The organism is Photobacterium sp. S4TG1, assembly GCF_036040035.1.
Classification (GTDB): domain Bacteria; phylum Pseudomonadota; class Gammaproteobacteria; order Enterobacterales; family Vibrionaceae; genus Photobacterium.
In genome coordinates this window covers 1-14,504 of record NZ_JAYXUH010000030.1, presented here as the reverse complement: position 1 = coordinate 14,504, position 14,504 = coordinate 1, and the positions used below count along the sequence as shown (strand labels likewise).

Annotated in this window: 28 protein-coding genes; all 28 read right to left on the bottom strand. The window is 45.2% G+C overall.

Translation table 11 applies throughout. The features are described 5' to 3' along the window. Nucleotides 1-415: 415 nt before the first annotated feature. Nucleotides 416-799: a 50S ribosomal protein L17 gene (gene rplQ / locus VXS03_RS19910; protein WP_297485926.1), complete on the bottom strand. Its 384-nt coding sequence runs from the start codon at nt 797-799 to the stop codon at nt 416-418. Nucleotides 800-833: 34 nt separating this feature from the next. Continuing rightward, entirely contained in the window at nt 834-1,823 is a 990-nt protein-coding gene (locus VXS03_RS19905) for a DNA-directed RNA polymerase subunit alpha (RefSeq protein WP_036789646.1), read from the bottom strand. Between the two features lie 23 nt (nt 1,824-1,846). After that, nucleotides 1,847-2,467 (bottom strand): 30S ribosomal protein S4, encoded by a 621-nt coding sequence (gene rpsD / locus VXS03_RS19900; RefSeq protein WP_061000877.1) that lies wholly within the window; start codon nt 2,465-2,467, stop codon nt 1,847-1,849. A 32-nt stretch (nt 2,468-2,499) separates the two neighbouring features. Next, nucleotides 2,500-2,889 (bottom strand): 30S ribosomal protein S11, encoded by a 390-nt coding sequence (gene rpsK / locus VXS03_RS19895; protein ID WP_005370963.1) that lies wholly within the window; start codon nt 2,887-2,889, stop codon nt 2,500-2,502. A gap of 19 nt (nt 2,890-2,908) precedes the next feature. Further along, entirely contained in the window at nt 2,909-3,265 is a 357-nt protein-coding gene (gene rpsM, locus VXS03_RS19890; RefSeq protein ID WP_005370966.1) for a 30S ribosomal protein S13, read from the bottom strand. A 145-nt stretch (nt 3,266-3,410) separates the two neighbouring features. Then, on the bottom strand, nt 3,411-3,524 hold the full coding sequence (rpmJ, locus tag VXS03_RS19885) for a 50S ribosomal protein L36 (RefSeq protein WP_000868186.1): 114 nt from the start codon (nt 3,522-3,524) through the stop codon (nt 3,411-3,413). 31 nt (nt 3,525-3,555) lie between these two features. Continuing rightward, nucleotides 3,556-4,881, bottom strand: a complete 1,326-nt coding sequence (secY, locus tag VXS03_RS19880; RefSeq protein WP_045038820.1) for a preprotein translocase subunit SecY — start codon at nt 4,879-4,881, stop codon at nt 3,556-3,558. A 22-nt stretch (nt 4,882-4,903) separates the two neighbouring features. Beyond that, nucleotides 4,904-5,338 (bottom strand): 50S ribosomal protein L15, encoded by a 435-nt coding sequence (gene rplO, locus VXS03_RS19875; RefSeq protein WP_036789641.1) that lies wholly within the window; start codon nt 5,336-5,338, stop codon nt 4,904-4,906. 5 nt (nt 5,339-5,343) lie between these two features. Next, nucleotides 5,344-5,523 (bottom strand): 50S ribosomal protein L30, encoded by a 180-nt coding sequence (rpmD, locus tag VXS03_RS19870; RefSeq protein WP_005302823.1) that lies wholly within the window; start codon nt 5,521-5,523, stop codon nt 5,344-5,346. A 5-nt stretch (nt 5,524-5,528) separates the two neighbouring features. Further along, nucleotides 5,529-6,026, bottom strand: a complete 498-nt coding sequence (gene rpsE, locus VXS03_RS19865; RefSeq protein ID WP_036789639.1) for a 30S ribosomal protein S5 — start codon at nt 6,024-6,026, stop codon at nt 5,529-5,531. Nucleotides 6,027-6,038: 12 nt separating this feature from the next. Continuing rightward, nucleotides 6,039-6,392, bottom strand: a complete 354-nt coding sequence (gene rplR / locus VXS03_RS19860; RefSeq protein ID WP_036789636.1) for a 50S ribosomal protein L18 — start codon at nt 6,390-6,392, stop codon at nt 6,039-6,041. Nucleotides 6,393-6,401: 9 nt separating this feature from the next. After that, complete coding sequence (rplF, locus tag VXS03_RS19855; RefSeq protein ID WP_036789632.1) at nt 6,402-6,935, bottom strand: 50S ribosomal protein L6; 534 nt, start codon at nt 6,933-6,935, stop codon at nt 6,402-6,404. Between the two features lie 12 nt (nt 6,936-6,947). Beyond that, nucleotides 6,948-7,340 carry a 30S ribosomal protein S8 gene (gene rpsH, locus VXS03_RS19850; RefSeq protein ID WP_036789627.1) on the bottom strand — a complete coding sequence of 131 codons (393 nt, stop codon included), beginning with the start codon at nt 7,338-7,340 and terminating at the stop codon, nt 6,948-6,950. 37 nt (nt 7,341-7,377) lie between these two features. Next, the gene (gene rpsN, locus VXS03_RS19845; RefSeq protein WP_005370985.1) at nt 7,378-7,683 is read right to left on the bottom strand and encodes a 30S ribosomal protein S14; all 306 of its coding nucleotides are present in this window, start codon (nt 7,681-7,683) and stop codon (nt 7,378-7,380) included. A gap of 15 nt (nt 7,684-7,698) precedes the next feature. After that, complete coding sequence (rplE, locus tag VXS03_RS19840) at nt 7,699-8,238, bottom strand: 50S ribosomal protein L5 (RefSeq protein ID WP_036789621.1); 540 nt, start codon at nt 8,236-8,238, stop codon at nt 7,699-7,701. Nucleotides 8,239-8,253: 15 nt separating this feature from the next. After that, the gene (gene rplX / locus VXS03_RS19835) at nt 8,254-8,565 is read right to left on the bottom strand and encodes a 50S ribosomal protein L24 (protein WP_036789611.1); all 312 of its coding nucleotides are present in this window, start codon (nt 8,563-8,565) and stop codon (nt 8,254-8,256) included. A gap of 12 nt (nt 8,566-8,577) precedes the next feature. Beyond that, a complete protein-coding gene (gene rplN, locus VXS03_RS19830) occupies nt 8,578-8,949 on the bottom strand; it encodes a 50S ribosomal protein L14 (protein WP_045032667.1) in 372 nt (123 codons plus the stop codon). 163 nt (nt 8,950-9,112) lie between these two features. Beyond that, nucleotides 9,113-9,367 carry a 30S ribosomal protein S17 gene (gene rpsQ / locus VXS03_RS19825; protein WP_061000885.1) on the bottom strand — a complete coding sequence of 85 codons (255 nt, stop codon included), beginning with the start codon at nt 9,365-9,367 and terminating at the stop codon, nt 9,113-9,115. Further along, a complete protein-coding gene (gene rpmC, locus VXS03_RS19820) occupies nt 9,367-9,558 on the bottom strand; it encodes a 50S ribosomal protein L29 (RefSeq protein ID WP_036789604.1) in 192 nt (63 codons plus the stop codon). Before rpmC ends, rpsQ begins: the two co-directional genes overlap by 1 nt. Then, nucleotides 9,558-9,968, bottom strand: a complete 411-nt coding sequence (gene rplP / locus VXS03_RS19815; protein WP_297483978.1) for a 50S ribosomal protein L16 — start codon at nt 9,966-9,968, stop codon at nt 9,558-9,560. Before rplP ends, rpmC begins: the two co-directional genes overlap by 1 nt. 11 nt (nt 9,969-9,979) lie before the next feature. Further along, a complete protein-coding gene (gene rpsC, locus VXS03_RS19810; RefSeq protein ID WP_036789594.1) occupies nt 9,980-10,669 on the bottom strand; it encodes a 30S ribosomal protein S3 in 690 nt (229 codons plus the stop codon). A 19-nt stretch (nt 10,670-10,688) separates the two neighbouring features. Beyond that, entirely contained in the window at nt 10,689-11,021 is a 333-nt protein-coding gene (rplV, locus tag VXS03_RS19805) for a 50S ribosomal protein L22 (protein WP_005302797.1), read from the bottom strand. 10 nt (nt 11,022-11,031) lie between these two features. After that, entirely contained in the window at nt 11,032-11,310 is a 279-nt protein-coding gene (rpsS, locus tag VXS03_RS19800) for a 30S ribosomal protein S19 (RefSeq protein WP_005302795.1), read from the bottom strand. Nucleotides 11,311-11,328: 18 nt separating this feature from the next. Next, on the bottom strand, nt 11,329-12,153 hold the full coding sequence (gene rplB / locus VXS03_RS19795; RefSeq protein WP_045038830.1) for a 50S ribosomal protein L2: 825 nt from the start codon (nt 12,151-12,153) through the stop codon (nt 11,329-11,331). Nucleotides 12,154-12,171: 18 nt separating this feature from the next. Next, nucleotides 12,172-12,474: a 50S ribosomal protein L23 gene (gene rplW / locus VXS03_RS19790; RefSeq protein ID WP_036789589.1), complete on the bottom strand. Its 303-nt coding sequence runs from the start codon at nt 12,472-12,474 to the stop codon at nt 12,172-12,174. Continuing rightward, nucleotides 12,471-13,073, bottom strand: a complete 603-nt coding sequence (gene rplD, locus VXS03_RS19785; RefSeq protein WP_036789587.1) for a 50S ribosomal protein L4 — start codon at nt 13,071-13,073, stop codon at nt 12,471-12,473. Before rplD ends, rplW begins: the two co-directional genes overlap by 4 nt. 16 nt (nt 13,074-13,089) lie before the next feature. After that, on the bottom strand, nt 13,090-13,719 hold the full coding sequence (rplC, locus tag VXS03_RS19780) for a 50S ribosomal protein L3 (RefSeq protein ID WP_036789584.1): 630 nt from the start codon (nt 13,717-13,719) through the stop codon (nt 13,090-13,092). A gap of 14 nt (nt 13,720-13,733) precedes the next feature. Next, nucleotides 13,734-14,045 carry a 30S ribosomal protein S10 gene (gene rpsJ, locus VXS03_RS19775; RefSeq protein ID WP_002541412.1) on the bottom strand — a complete coding sequence of 104 codons (312 nt, stop codon included), beginning with the start codon at nt 14,043-14,045 and terminating at the stop codon, nt 13,734-13,736. Between the last annotated feature and the right edge of the window lie 459 nt (nt 14,046-14,504).

Below are 14,504 nucleotides of genomic sequence, written 5' to 3'. Positions count from 1 at the left end.
ACTGACTATCGGTAACCGCTTGCGCCGTTGTCCGTGTCAGTGAGGTCGCATTATAGGGGGATTTTTAAAGCTGACAAGCATAATTTTAAAAAATAATTTCGTTTGCTTAGATTAAAAGCAAATATGACATTAATTGGCATTTTTATAATCTATTTGTTATTAATGACAATTTTTAACTCGATATAAACAGTTGGCAATTAAAGCTATATCTGCCGCTATTTGATAAAAGTAATCACACCAATGATATTTATAAATAGTAATAACTAACGACTAAGAAGATTTAATAGTAAAGATAGGGAAATAAAAGATAAACGAAGTAGCAATAGCAGATAGGATGAATAGCATTACCAACAAAAGATCAAAAAAAAAGCCGAGTCCAAAGGACTCAGCTTTCTTCTTATTTAACGGCTATTGCTTATTCAGCAGTAGCTTCTTCCTTTGCAGGACGGTCAACTAACTCGATGTAAGCCATAGGAGCTTTATCACCAGTACGGAAACCGCACTTCATGATACGAGTGTAACCACCAGGACGCGCTGCAAAGCGTGGACCTAGTTCGTTAAATAATTTCGCAACAACTTCGTTATCACGAGTACGAGCGAATGCAAGACGACGGTTAGCAACACTGTCGGTCTTAGCTAGGGTAATCAAAGGCTCAATTACGCGACGTAGCTCTTTTGCTTTAGGCAAGGTAGTCTTAATTAATTCGTGACGTACCAGAGAGCTAGCCATGTTGCTGAACATCGCTTTACGATGACTGCTGTTGCGGTTGAGTTGACGACCACTCTTACGATGGCGCATGACCTAATCCTTCTAACTAGATATCAGTAAACTATTAATCTTCAGCGATTGATGCAGGTGGCCAGTTTTCTAGGCGCATACCTAGAGATAGACCACGAGATGCCAATACATCTTTGATTTCTGTCAAAGACTTCTTACCAAGGTTTGGCGTTTTAAGAAGCTCAACCTCAGTACGCTGAACAAGATCACCGATGTAATGGATCGCTTCTGCTTTCAGACAGTTAGCAGAGCGAACAGTTAGTTCAAGATCGTCTACAGGACGCAGTAGGATCGGATCGAACTCCGGCTTCTCTTCTTTCTCTTCAGGAACTCGTACATCGCGAAGATCTACAAATGCATCCAATTGTTCAGCAAGAATTGTTGCTGCACGGCGGATAGCTTCCTCAGGATCAAGTGTACCGTTAGTCTCCATATCGATTACAAGCTTGTCTAGGTCAGTACGTTGTTCTACACGTGCTGCCTCTACCGCGTAAGCGATACGGTCCACTGGGCTGTAAGTAGCATCTACTAACAAACGACCAATTGGACGCTCATCTTCTTCAGTGTGAATACGAGCTGATGCTGGTACGTAGCCACGACCACGTTCTACCTTGATGCGCATGCTTAATTCAGCATTGTCATCAGTTAAATGGCAGATTACGTGTTCTGGGTTCGCAATCTCAACATCACCATCATGGGTGATGTCACCTGCAACAACAGGGCCTGCACCAGATTTGTTCAGAGTAAGAATAACTTCATCTTTACCCTCAACCTTAACGGCTAGACCTTTAAGGTTAAGAAGAATTTCAAGGATATCCTCCTGAACGCCTTCTTTGGTGCTGTACTCATGTAACACACCGTCGATTTCTACTTCAGTTACAGCACAACCTGGCATTGAAGATAGCAAAATACGACGAAGAGCGTTTCCTAGAGTGTGGCCAAAACCACGCTCCAACGGCTCTAGAGTTACTTTTGCGTGCGTAGAGCTAACTTGTTCGATGTCAACTAGACGCGGCTTAAGAAATTCTGTTACAGAACCCTGCATTGTGTCCTCTCTTAACTGTAGCCTTACTTAGAGTAAAGCTCGACGATCAGGTGTTCGTTGATGTCGGCAGACAAATCAGAACGTTCTGGAAGACGCTTAAACGTACCTTCCATCTTGCTGCTGTCTACTTCGACCCAAGTCGGTAGTTCACGCTGTGTAGCAACTTCAAGAGCTGCTTTAATGCGTGCTTGGTTCTTAGCTTTCTCACGAATGCTAACAACGTCGTTTGCCGCTACCTTGAAAGAAGGAACGTTTACGACTTGACCGTTAACTAGAATCGCTTTGTGGCTTACCAATTGACGAGATTCAGCGCGAGTTGCACCAAAGCCCATGCGGTAAACTACGTTATCTAAACGACCTTCAAGAAGCTGAAGCAGGTTTTCACCTGTGTTACCCTTGATGCGGGCAGCTGTCTTGTAGTAGTTACGGAATTGTTTTTCTAGTACGCCATATGTACGACGAACTTTCTGCTTCTCACGAAGCTGAACGCCGTAATCAGATAGACGACCGCGACGAGCACCATGTTGGCCCGGAGCGTTATCAATCTTACACTTGGTATCAATCGCACGTACACCAGACTTAAGGAATAAGTCAGTGCCTTCGCGACGGCTAAGCTTTAGCTTAGGACCCAAATATCTTGCCATTTTCTTTCTCCAATATTCCTAGAAACTAAACGTTATACGCGACGTTTCTTAGGTGGACGACAACCGTTATGAGGGATCGGAGTCGCATCAACAATGTTAGTGATACGGAAACCCGCTGCGTTTAGAGCGCGGATTGTAGACTCACGACCAGGACCAGGGCCCTTAACCATAACTTCTAGGTTCTTAACGCCATATTCTTTGGCCATTTCACCACAACGCTCAGCAGCAACCTGTGCAGCGAACGGAGTAGATTTACGAGAACCACGGAAACCTGAACCACCTGCAGTTGCCCATGAAAGAGCATTACCTTGACGGTCAGTAATGGTTACGATTGTGTTGTTGAAAGAAGCATGGATGTGCGCAACGCCATCGGCTACTTGCTTGCGTACGCGCTTACGAGCGCGAGTTGGTTGTTTTGCCATTGTACTCTACCTTATCCGACTATTTTTTGATCGGCTTGCGCGGACCCTTACGGGTACGTGCGTTGGTTTTAGTACGCTGTCCACGTAGAGGTAGACTGCGACGGTGACGAAGACCACGGTAACAACCAAGGTCCATAAGACGCTTGATGTTCATGGAAATTTCACGACGAAGATCACCTTCTACAGTGTATTTAGCTACACCATCACGCAGTAGATCGATCTGTTCTTCAGTTAGTTCACTGATCTTAACATCTTCAGCAATACCCGTCTCAGCTAGAATAGCTTGAGAACGTGTTTTACCGATGCCGTAAATCGCAGTTAATGCGATTACAGCGTGTTTCTGATCAGGAATGTTAATGCCTGCAATACGGGCCACTATTCACTCCTAGTACTTTACAAGAATAACCGCTGCAGAGCCCGTTCAGGATACGCAGCGGTGGTACAATTCTTTTGCACATAACAAAAGATGGTTGACTAATTTAGCCAACCTATCTTCAATTTGCAAGAAATATTTCTGCTAATTAGCCTTGGCGTTGTTTATGCTTTGGCTCACTGCAAATTACACGCACAACACCGTTGCGCTTGATAACTTTACAGTTACGGCAGATTTTCTTAACGGAAGCACGAACTTTCATTGCTAAACTCCGTAAATATGGAAAACTAAACTTAGCGGCCGTAGCCTTTCAGATTAGCTTTTTTCAATACTGACTCATACTGTTGAGACATCAAATGTGTCTGAACTTGAGCCATGAAATCCATGATAACAACAACTACGATTAGTAGGGAAGTACCGCCAAAGTAAAAGCGAACGTTCCATGCAATCATCATGAACTCGGGGATCAGACAGATAAAGGTGATATACAACGCACCCGCTAGGGTTAGTCGAGTCATTACTTTATCAATGTACATTGCGGTCTGTTCACCCGGGCGAATACCAGGTATGAATGCTCCAGACTTCTTCAAATTATCTGCTGTCTCGCGAGGGTTAAACACCAACGCGGTATAGAAGAAACAGAAGAATATAATTGCAGCAGCGTAGAGCATTACATAAAGTGGCTGTCCTGGACTAAGTGCAAGTGAAATATCACTTAACCAGCCAAGACCTTCACTTTGTCCAAACCACTGAGCCAGTGTGCCTGGAAACAGAATAATACTCGATGCGAAAATTGCTGGGATTACACCTGCCATGTTGATTTTCAACGGTAGGTGTGTGCTCTGCGCAGCAAAGACACGACGGCCTTGTTGACGCTTGGCGTAGTTAACGACGATTCGACGTTGACCACGTTCCATGAACACTACAAAGTAAATCACAGCAAAAGATATAACCGCAATTAACAGTAGAAGAAGTACGTGCAATTCACCTTGACGCGCTTGCTCTACGGTCTGTCCAATAGCTGGCGGCAAACCAGCAACGATACCAGTGAAAATAATCACAGATATACCGTTACCAATGCCACGCTCGGTAACTTGCTCACCTAACCACATTAAGAACATGGTACCAGTAACCAAACTAACCACGGCAACAAAATAGAAACTAGGACCTGGATTATGTACCAGGCCTGGAATCATACTTGGTAACCCCGTTGCAATACCAATTGCTTGGAAGGTTGCCAATACAAGCGTACCGTATCGGGTGTACTGACTTATCTTACGACGGCCAGCTTCACCTTCTTTCTTCAACTCAGCCAAGGCTGGATGAACTACTGTTAGCAGCTGGACAATAATGGACGCAGAAATATACGGCATTATGCCCAGTGCTAAAATAGAAGCACGCGAGAGTGCACCACCAGAGAACATGTTAAACATCTCAATGATGGTACCCTTTTGCTGCTCGAACAGACTGGCAAGTACAGCAGCGTCAATACCAGGAATAGGCACAAAGGATCCAGCTCGGAATATTAATATCGCACCTAATACAAAGAGAAGGCGTGACTTAAGCTCTGCTAGGCCACCTTGTCCACTACGAAAATCTTGTCCTGGTTGTTTAGCCATCTGTACCTCATCCTCGAGTTAATTATTCCTCGATTTTACCGCCAGCAGCTTCGATAGCAGCTAAAGCGCCTTTAGTAACGCGTAGGCCTTTCACTGTTACTGAACGAGCGATATCACCAGAAAGTACAACTTTCACGAACTTAATGTCCTTAGTGATAACATTCGCAGCTTTTAGTGTTTCAAGGCTTACAACATCACCTTCAACTTTCGCTAGCTCAGCTAGACGAACTTCAGCAGTTACTAGGCTCTTACGAGACGTAAAACCGAACTTTGGTAGACGCTGTTTCAAAGGCATTTGACCGCCTTCAAAACCTGGGCGAACAGAACCACCTGAACGTGATTTCTGACCTTTAACACCACGGCCACAAGTTTTACCTAGACCTGAACCGATACCACGGCCTACGCGCTTCGCAGAAGGCTTAGAACCAGCGGCCGGTGATAGAGTATTCAAACGCATACTGATTACTCCTCAACTTTAACCATGTAGTAAACTTTATTGATCATGCCGCGTACGCAAGCAGTATCTTCAAGTTCAACAGTGTGGTTGATGCGACGAAGGCCTAGGCCGCGCAAAGTAGCTTTATGCTTCGGTAAACGACCGATAGAGCTCTTTGTTTGGGTTACTTTAATAGTTTTAGCCATGTCGATTACTCCAGAATTTCTTTAACAGAAAGACCACGTTTTGCAGCGATCATTTCTGGAGAGTTCATTCCACTTAGACCCAAAATTGTTGCGCGAACAACGTTGATTGGATTAGTAGAACCGTATGTTTTTGCTAGTACGTTACGGATACCCGCAACTTCTAGCACTGCACGCATTGCGCCACCGGCGATGATACCAGTACCTTCTGATGCAGGCTGCATGTACACTTGAGAACCAGTGTGACGGCCTTTAACAGCGTGGTGAAGAGTACCTTCGTTGATTGCGATCGTAACCATGTTACGACGTGCTTTTTCCATCGCTTTCTGGATTGCAGCAGGCACTTCACGTGCTTTACCGTAACCGAAACCGATGCGACCGTTACCGTCACCAACTACTGTTAGTGCAGTAAAGCTGAAAATACGACCACCTTTAACCGTTTTTGAAACACGGTTAACAGCGATCAGTTTTTCATTCAAATCTGATTGTGTCTTTTCGTTAGCCATCTTCCGCCTACCTTAGAATTTCAGACCAGCTTCACGAGCAGCTTCTGCTAGTGTCGCGATACGGCCGTGGTATTGGAAACCAGAGCGATCAAATGCAACGTTAGAGATGCCTTTTTCAATCGCGCGCTCAGCAATAGTTTTACCTACAACTGCAGCAGCGTCTTTGTTTCCGGTACTCTTAACTTGCTCACGGATCGCTTTTTCTAAAGTAGAAGCGGCTGCGATAACCTCAGAGCCGTTCGGTGCGATTACCTGAGCGTACACGTGACGTGGAGTACGGTGTACAACTAGGCGAGTTGCGCCCAGTTCAGCAATCTTACGACGTGCTCGGGTCGCACGACGGATACGAGATGCTTTCTTATCCATAGTGTTACCTTACTTCTTCTTAGCTTCTTTAGTACGCACAACTTCGTCGGCGTAACGAACACCTTTACCTTTATAAGGTTCAGGGCTACGGTAAGCGCGAATATCAGCAGCTACCTGACCAACTAACTGCTTATCAGTACCCGTAAGTACGATTTCAGTTTGTGATGGACATTCAGCTTTGATACCTGCTGGAAGTTCGTGCTCAACTGGATGAGAGAAACCTAGAGTTAGACCTACAGCGTTGCCTTTGATAGCAGCACGGTAACCTACACCCTTAAGAGTCAGCTTCTTAGTGAAGCCTTCGGTAACACCAACAACCATGTTGTTAACTAGTGCACGAGCAGTACCTGCTTGTGCCCAAGCTTTATCGAACCCTTCACGAGGACCGAAAGTAACTTTGTTCTCTTCCAAAGTTAGAACTACTGCTGGGTTCATAACACGAACTAATTCGCCTTTTGAACCTTTAACAGTAATTTCCTGACCGTTAAGATTAACTTCTACGCCGGCAGGGAAAACTACTGGTGCTTTTGCAACACGAGACATGTTCTACTCCTATTATGCTACGTAGCAGATAATCTCACCGCCAAGACCCGCTTTGCGTGCAGCGCGGTCGGTCATAAGACCCTTGGAAGTGGAAATAACAGCAATACCAAGGCCACCCATCACTGATGGTAGCGCACCTTTTTTCTTGTAGATGCGTAGACCAGGACGTGAAACACGTTGGATTTGCTCAATAACTGGATTAGCTTCGAAGTACTTAAGAGTAACTTCTAGCTCTGGCTTAACGTCACCTGTTACAGTGTAGTCAGCCACGAAACCTTCTTCTTGTAATAATGCTGCAATTGCAACTTTAAGCTTAGAAGATGGCATTTTTACAGCAACTTTTTTCGCTGCCTGACCGTTACGAAGACGGGTCAGCATATCCGAAATCGGATCTTGCATGCTCATAAGTTAATACTCCGTGATTCTGAATTGCTTACTGGTATTACCAGCTTGCTTTACGTAGACCCGGAATCTCGCCTTTCATGCAAGCTTCACGAACCTTGATACGGCTAAGACCGAACTTACGTAGGTAGCCGTGTGGACGTCCAGTCTGGTTACAGCGATTACGCTGACGAGACTTCGCAGAATCACGTGGTAGTGACTGAAGTTTAAGCACTGCATTCCAGCGATCTTCTTCAGACGCATTCACGTCGCTAATTAGAGCTTTTAGCGCAGCACGCTTTTCAGCGAACTTAGCTACTAGCTTGGCACGTTTAGCTTCACGTGCCTTCATTGATTCTTTAGCCATTAGTAACCCTTACTTTTACTTACGGAATGGGAAGTTAAAAGCAGACAGTAGAGCTAGAGCTTCTTCATCAGATTTAGCAGAAGTTGTGATTGTGATGTCTAAACCACGTACACGATCTACTTTATCGAAATCGATTTCTGGGAAGATGATCTGCTCACGAACGCCCATGCTGTAGTTACCACGACCATCGAATGATTTCGGGTTTAAACCACGGAAATCTCGAATACGAGGTACAGCAATAGAAATTAGACGCTCGAAAAAGTCCCACATACGCTCGCCACGTAAGGTTACTTTACAGCCAATAGGGTAGCCCTCACGGATCTTAAAGCCTGCAACTGACTTGCGTGCTACTGTGATTAGCGGCTTCTGACCTGCAATTGCAGTCATGTCAGCAGCAGCGTTTTCTAGCAGCTTCTTGTCGTTGATAGCTTCGCCCACACCCATGTTAAGTGTGATCTTTTCGATCCTTGGGACTTGCATGATACTCTTGTATTCGAACTTGCCAGCAAGGTCTTTTACAACAGTCTCTTTGTAGTAATCATGCAGTTTCGCCATAGTACTACTCCAAACTTACTTGATAGTTTCGCCAGTCGATTTAAAGAAACGAACTTTTTTGTCGTCTTCAAATCGGAAGCCTACACGGTCCGCTTTACCTTGACCGTTAACGATAGCAACATTAGACGCATCGATCGCAGCTTCCTGCTCAACGATACCGCCTTGAACACCCATTGCCGGAACCGGCTTCTGGTGTTTCTTGACCATGTTAATACCTTCAACGATAACTTTACCGGTTGCTAGAACCTTAGTTACTTTACCAGTCTTGCCTTTATCTTTACCAGCAAGAATGATAACTTCGTCGTTACGACGGATTTTAGCTGCCATTATAGTCGCTCCTTAAAGTACTTCTGGCGCTAGTGATACAATCTTCATGAATTTCGTATTACGAAGTTCACGAGTCACAGGGCCAAAGATACGGGTACCGATAGGTTGCTCAGTGTTGTCGTTCAACAATACGCAAGCATTACGGTCAAAGCGAATGACAGAGCCATCTTGACGACGAACGCCTTTACGGGTGCGTACAACCACCGCTTTCAGTACATCACCTTTCTTAACTTTACCGCGTGGAATTGCTTCCTTTACAGTAATCTTGATGATGTCACCGATATGTGCATAGCGACGGTGAGAACCACCCAGAACCTTAATACACATTACGCTACGTGCGCCGGAGTTATCCGCAGCATCAAGCATACTTTGCATTTGGATCATGTTAGTGCTCCGCTAATTTAAAACATCTAGACCCAAATCGAGTCGATATGCCTTTTCTTCAAAGGCGGCGAATAATAACACCATTTTCGACCGATGGGTAGATAAAAAAATGAACGGCCCTAAGTTTTTCAGGGCCGCTAACTTAAGTAGTTGTTAGTACGTATTAAATACGTGCTTTTTCAACTACGCGTACCAAAGTCCAAGACTTAGTCTTTGACATTGGACGACACTCACGAACTTCAACCATGTCGCCTAGGCCACATTCGTTGTTTTCGTCGTGTGCATGAAGCTTAGTCGTGCGTGTGATGTACTTACCGTAGATCGGGTGCTTCACTTTACGCTCGATAGCAACAACAATAGACTTATCGCCTTTGTCGCTAACTACACGACCAAGCTGAGTACGGATTTGATCGCTCATTATGCGCCAGCCTTCTCAGTCAGTACAGTTTTAACACGTGCGATATCACGACGTACAGTTTTAAGATTATGAGTCTGCTGTAGTTGACCAGTCGCAGCTTGCATACGCAAGTTAAACTGTTCACGTAGCAAATTCACAAGCTCTGCATTAAGCTCTTCAACGCTTTTAGCGCGTAGATCTAGTGCATTCATCACATCACCGCCTTAATTACGAATGTTGTCTTGATTGGTAGCTTACGTGCAGCAAGATTAAATGCTTCACGAGCTAATGCTTCAGGAACACCACCCATTTCGTATAGAACTTTACCTGGTTGAATCTGTGCAACCCAGTACTCCACACTACCCTTACCTTTACCTTGACGAACTTCAAGAGGCTTAGATGTGATTGGTTTGTCTGGGAATACACGAATCCAGATTTGGCCCTGACGTTTTACATGACGAGTCATAGCACGACGTGCAGCTTCGATCTGACGAGCAGTTAGACGACCACGGCCGACTGCTTTAAGACCAAATGTACCAAAGCTTACATCAGTACCGTTCGCTAAACCGCGGTTACGGCCTTTAAAGGCCTTGCGGAATTTAGTGCGTTTAGGTTGCAGCATCAATAAACTCCTTATTTACGGCTTTTGCGCTGCTTCTTAGGCTTGTCAGCCTTTGGCTCTTCAACCGGCATGCCGCCTAGAACTTCACCTTTGAAGATCCAAACTTTAACGCCGATAACACCGTATTGGGTGTGAGCCGAAGAAGTTGCGTAGTCAATGTCAGCACGAAGAGTGTGTAGAGGCACACGGCCTTCACGGTACCACTCAGTACGTGCAATTTCAGCACCGCCTAAACGGCCGCTTACTTCAACTTTGATACCTTTAGCGCCAAGACGCATAGCGTTTTGAACTGCACGCTTCATCGCGCGACGGAACATTACACGACGCTCTAGTTGAGACGAAATGCTGTCTGCTACTAGTTGACCATCTAGTTCTGGTTTACGTACTTCAGCGATGTTGATCTGAGCTGGAACGCCCGCGATCTTCGCTACTGCTGCACGTAGTTTCTCTACGTCTTCGCCTTTCTTACCGATTACTACGCCTGGACGAGCAGTGTGAATAGTCACACGGATGCTCTTAGCAGGACGCTCGATAACGATGCGTGATAGAGATGCTTTTGCTAGTTCCTTAGTAAGGAACTGGCGTACCTTGAAATCGCCGTCTAGGTTGTCAGCGAATTCTTGGCTGTTAGCAAACCAAGTGGTATTCCAAGGCTTACAGATGCCTAAACGAATACCATTAGGATGTACTTTCTGACCCATTGCTTTCTCTCCTAGTCTCTTAGCGGTCTGCTACAACAACAGTGATGTGGCTAGAACGCTTCAAGATGCGATCGGCACGGCCTTTAGCACGAGGCATAATACGCTTCATGGTAGGACCTTCGTCAACGAAGATTTTAGCAACATTAAGATCATCAATGTCTGCGCCTTCGTTGTGTTCTGCGTTAGCGATAGCTGACTCTAGAACTTTCTTGATTAAATCAGCAGCTTTTTTGTTGCTGAAGTTAAGAATTTCTAGAGCTTGAGCAACTGGCTTACCGCGCAGTTGATCTGCAACCAAACGAGCTTTTTGCGGCGAAATGCGAGCAAAGCGATGTTTAGCGATAGCTTCCATTACCTACTCCTTAGCGCTTTTTAGCTTTCTTATCCGCAGCATGACCGCGGTAAGTACGTGTTGGTGCAAATTCGCCTAGCTTGTGACCGATCATTTCTTCAGAAACGAAAACAGGAACGTGCTGACGACCATTATGGACAGCGATGGTCAAACCGATCATCTGAGGGATGATCATTGAGCGACGGGACCAAGTCTTAACAGGCTTTTTGTCTCCGCTTTCCAACGCTTTCTCTACCTTCTTCAGCAAGTGTAGGTCAATGAATGGACCTTTCTTGAGAGAACGTGGCATGGCGTATCCTCTTTATAATTACTTATTACGACGACGTACGATGTACTTGTCGGTGCGCTTGTTGCTACGAGTCTTATAACCCTTAGTTGGAACGCCCCAAGGTGTTACTGGATGACGACCGCCTGATGTACGACCTTCACCACCACCATGTGGGTGATCCACTGGGTTCATTACAACACCACGTACAGTTGGACGAACACCGCGCCAGCGTGAAGCACCAGCTTTACCTAGCTCACGTAGCATGTGTTCTGCGTTACCAACTTCACCTAGAGTCGCACGACCGTCAGCAAGAACTTTACGCATTTCACCAGAACGTAGACGTAGAGTCACATAAGTGCCTGCACGTGCAATGATCTGAGCGTATGCACCAGCTGAACGAGCCAGCTGTGCACCTTTACCAGGCTTAAGTTCAACACAGTGTACTGTTGAACCTACTGGGATGTTGCGCATTGGTAAAGTGTTACCAACTTTGATAGCAGCATCTTCGCCAGACTGGATCATATCACCAGCTTGGATACCTTTAGGTGCGATAATGTAGCGGCGCTCACCGTCTGCGTACAGAACTAGAGCAATGTTTGCGCTACGGTTTGGATCGTATTCTAGACGCTCAACTTTCGCTGGGATGCCATCTTTAGTACGTTTAAAGTCAATTAGACGGTAGTGTTGTTTGTTACCACCACCGATATGACGTACTGTGATACGACCGTTATTGTTACGACCACCAGTCTTAGAGTTTTTCTCTAGAAGTGGTGCGTACGGCTTACCCTTATGCAGGTCAGAGTTAACCACTTTAACTACGTGGCGACGACCTGGGGAAGTCGGCTTACATTTTACAATAGCCATTCTTCTTTGCTCCTAGCCTTACTCTGCACTACCAGCGAAGTCGATGTCTTGACCTTCTTTCAAGATAACATACGCTTTCTTCACGTCTGAACGACGGCCTTGGCGCATACCTTGACGTTTGGTCTTACCCTTAGTGATAAGAGTATTTACAGACTTAACTTCAACCTCAAACAGTTTTTCAACTGCTGCTTTGATCTCTCTCTTTGTCGCAGTAATAGCAACTTTAAACACGATAGTATTCGCGTTTTCAGCAGCCATTGATGCTTTTTCAGAGATGTGCGGAGCACGTAGAACTTTTAAAATACGCTCTTCAGTGATCATGCTAGCATCTCCTCGATTGCTTTAACTGCTGCTGCAGTCATTACAATTTTATCGAAAGCGATCAAGCTAACTGGATCGATTGCCGCTGCGTCACGTACGTCTACTTTGTATAGGTTACGTGCTGCAAGGAATAGATTCTCATCTAGTTCGCCAGTTACGATTAGTGCATCAGTTAGCTCAAGCTCTTTAAGCTTAGCAACTAGTGCTTTTGTCTTTGGTGCTTCTAGAGTGAAGTTTTCAACAACGATTAAACGCTCTTGACGAACTAACTCAGAAAGAATGCTCTTCATAGCACCGCGGTACATTTTCTTGTTTACTTTTTGGCTGTGATCCTGAGGACGAGCAGCGAAAGTAACACCACCAGAACGCCATAGCGGACTGCGGATTGTACCTGCACGAGCGCGACCAGTACCCTTCTGGCGCCATGGCTTAGCGCCACCACCAGAAACGTCTGAACGAGTCTTCTGAGCACGTGTACCCTGACGAGCACCTGCTGCAAACGCAACAACTACTTGGTGTACAAGCGCTTCATTGAAATCACGCCCAAAAGTAGTTTCGGAGACAGTTAGCGCGTTAGCGCCTTTGACTACCAATTCCATTACTAACTCCTCGACGTTACGCTTTAACAGCTGGTTTAACGATCACGTTACCGCCTGTAGCACCAGGGACTGCACCTTTAATAAGAAGCAGATTGCGCTCAGCGTCAACACGTACGATCTCTAGGTTTTGAGTCGTTACACGCTCAGCACCCATGTGACCAGCCATTTTCTTGCCTTTAAATACACGACCTGGAGTTTGACATTGGCCAATTGAACCCGGAGCGCGGTGAGACAAGGAGTTACCATGGGTCATATCTTGAGTACGGAAGTTCCAGCGCTTAATAGCACCTTGGAAGCCCTTACCTTTAGATGTACCAGTAACGTCTACTTTTTTAATTTCGTTAAAGATTTCAACACTTAGCTCAGCGCCAACTGCGAATTCTTCATTATTTTCTAGACGGAATTCCCAAAGACCGCGACCAGCTTCTACACCTGCTTTCGCAAAGTGACCAGCTTCTGGCTTAGATACGCGGCTAGCTTTCTTAGTTCCAGCTGTTACTTGAATAGCGTTGTAACCGTCAGTTTCTACAGATTTAACCTGAGTAACGCGGTTGTTTTCAACTTCAACAACAGTAACTGGAATAGAAATGCCATCTTCGGTAAAGATGCGGGTCATGCCCACTTTACGACCGATTAGACCAATCATTCTCTTATCTCCCCTTAACCTAGGCTGATCTGTACGTCAACGCCAGCAGCTAGATCTAGACGCATCAGAGCATCAACAGTTTTGTCTGTAGGCTCAACGATGTCGATAAGGCGCTTGTGTGTACGAATTTCGTACTGGTCACGTGCGTCCTTATTAACGTGTGGAGAAATAAGAACAGTGAAGCGCTCTTTGCGAGTAGGAAGAGGGATTGGACCCTTAACCTGTGCGCCAGTACGCTTAGCTGTTTCAACGATTTCCGCAGTAGACTGGTCGATCAAACGATGATCGAAAGCCTTTAGGCGGATACGAATACGTTGGTTCTGCATTAGACAGAGCTCCAAATAAAAATTACACAAACAATATCGCCACTCACGTTCGTAAAGACGAAGGAATGTCGATTGATTTATGTGAACGTAGCATCCCTATCGGATGCATTGTCAGCCAATTTAATGACTGCGAACATAAGTCAGAGTATTCATTATGAAACATACTCGGCATAGCCTGTAGTACGTTTCTCCTCAATGCTTATTGGTTCACAACAGCGCTTACAAGACTTTGTCTCTGGCAGTGGTGAGCATTATACAGATCACATTTTTGAAAGCAAGCCTTGATCGATAAATAAACAATCATTCAATTATTAACCTATCTTATCAATAACTTAATACCTTCTCATGTTGCTGTTAATAGCAAAAATCAACCACTTCTGTTTTTTAGATATAAAAAAAGGAAGCCGAAGCTTCCTTTTTATTCAGTACTTAGTTATGCACTAATTGCTATTAAGCAAT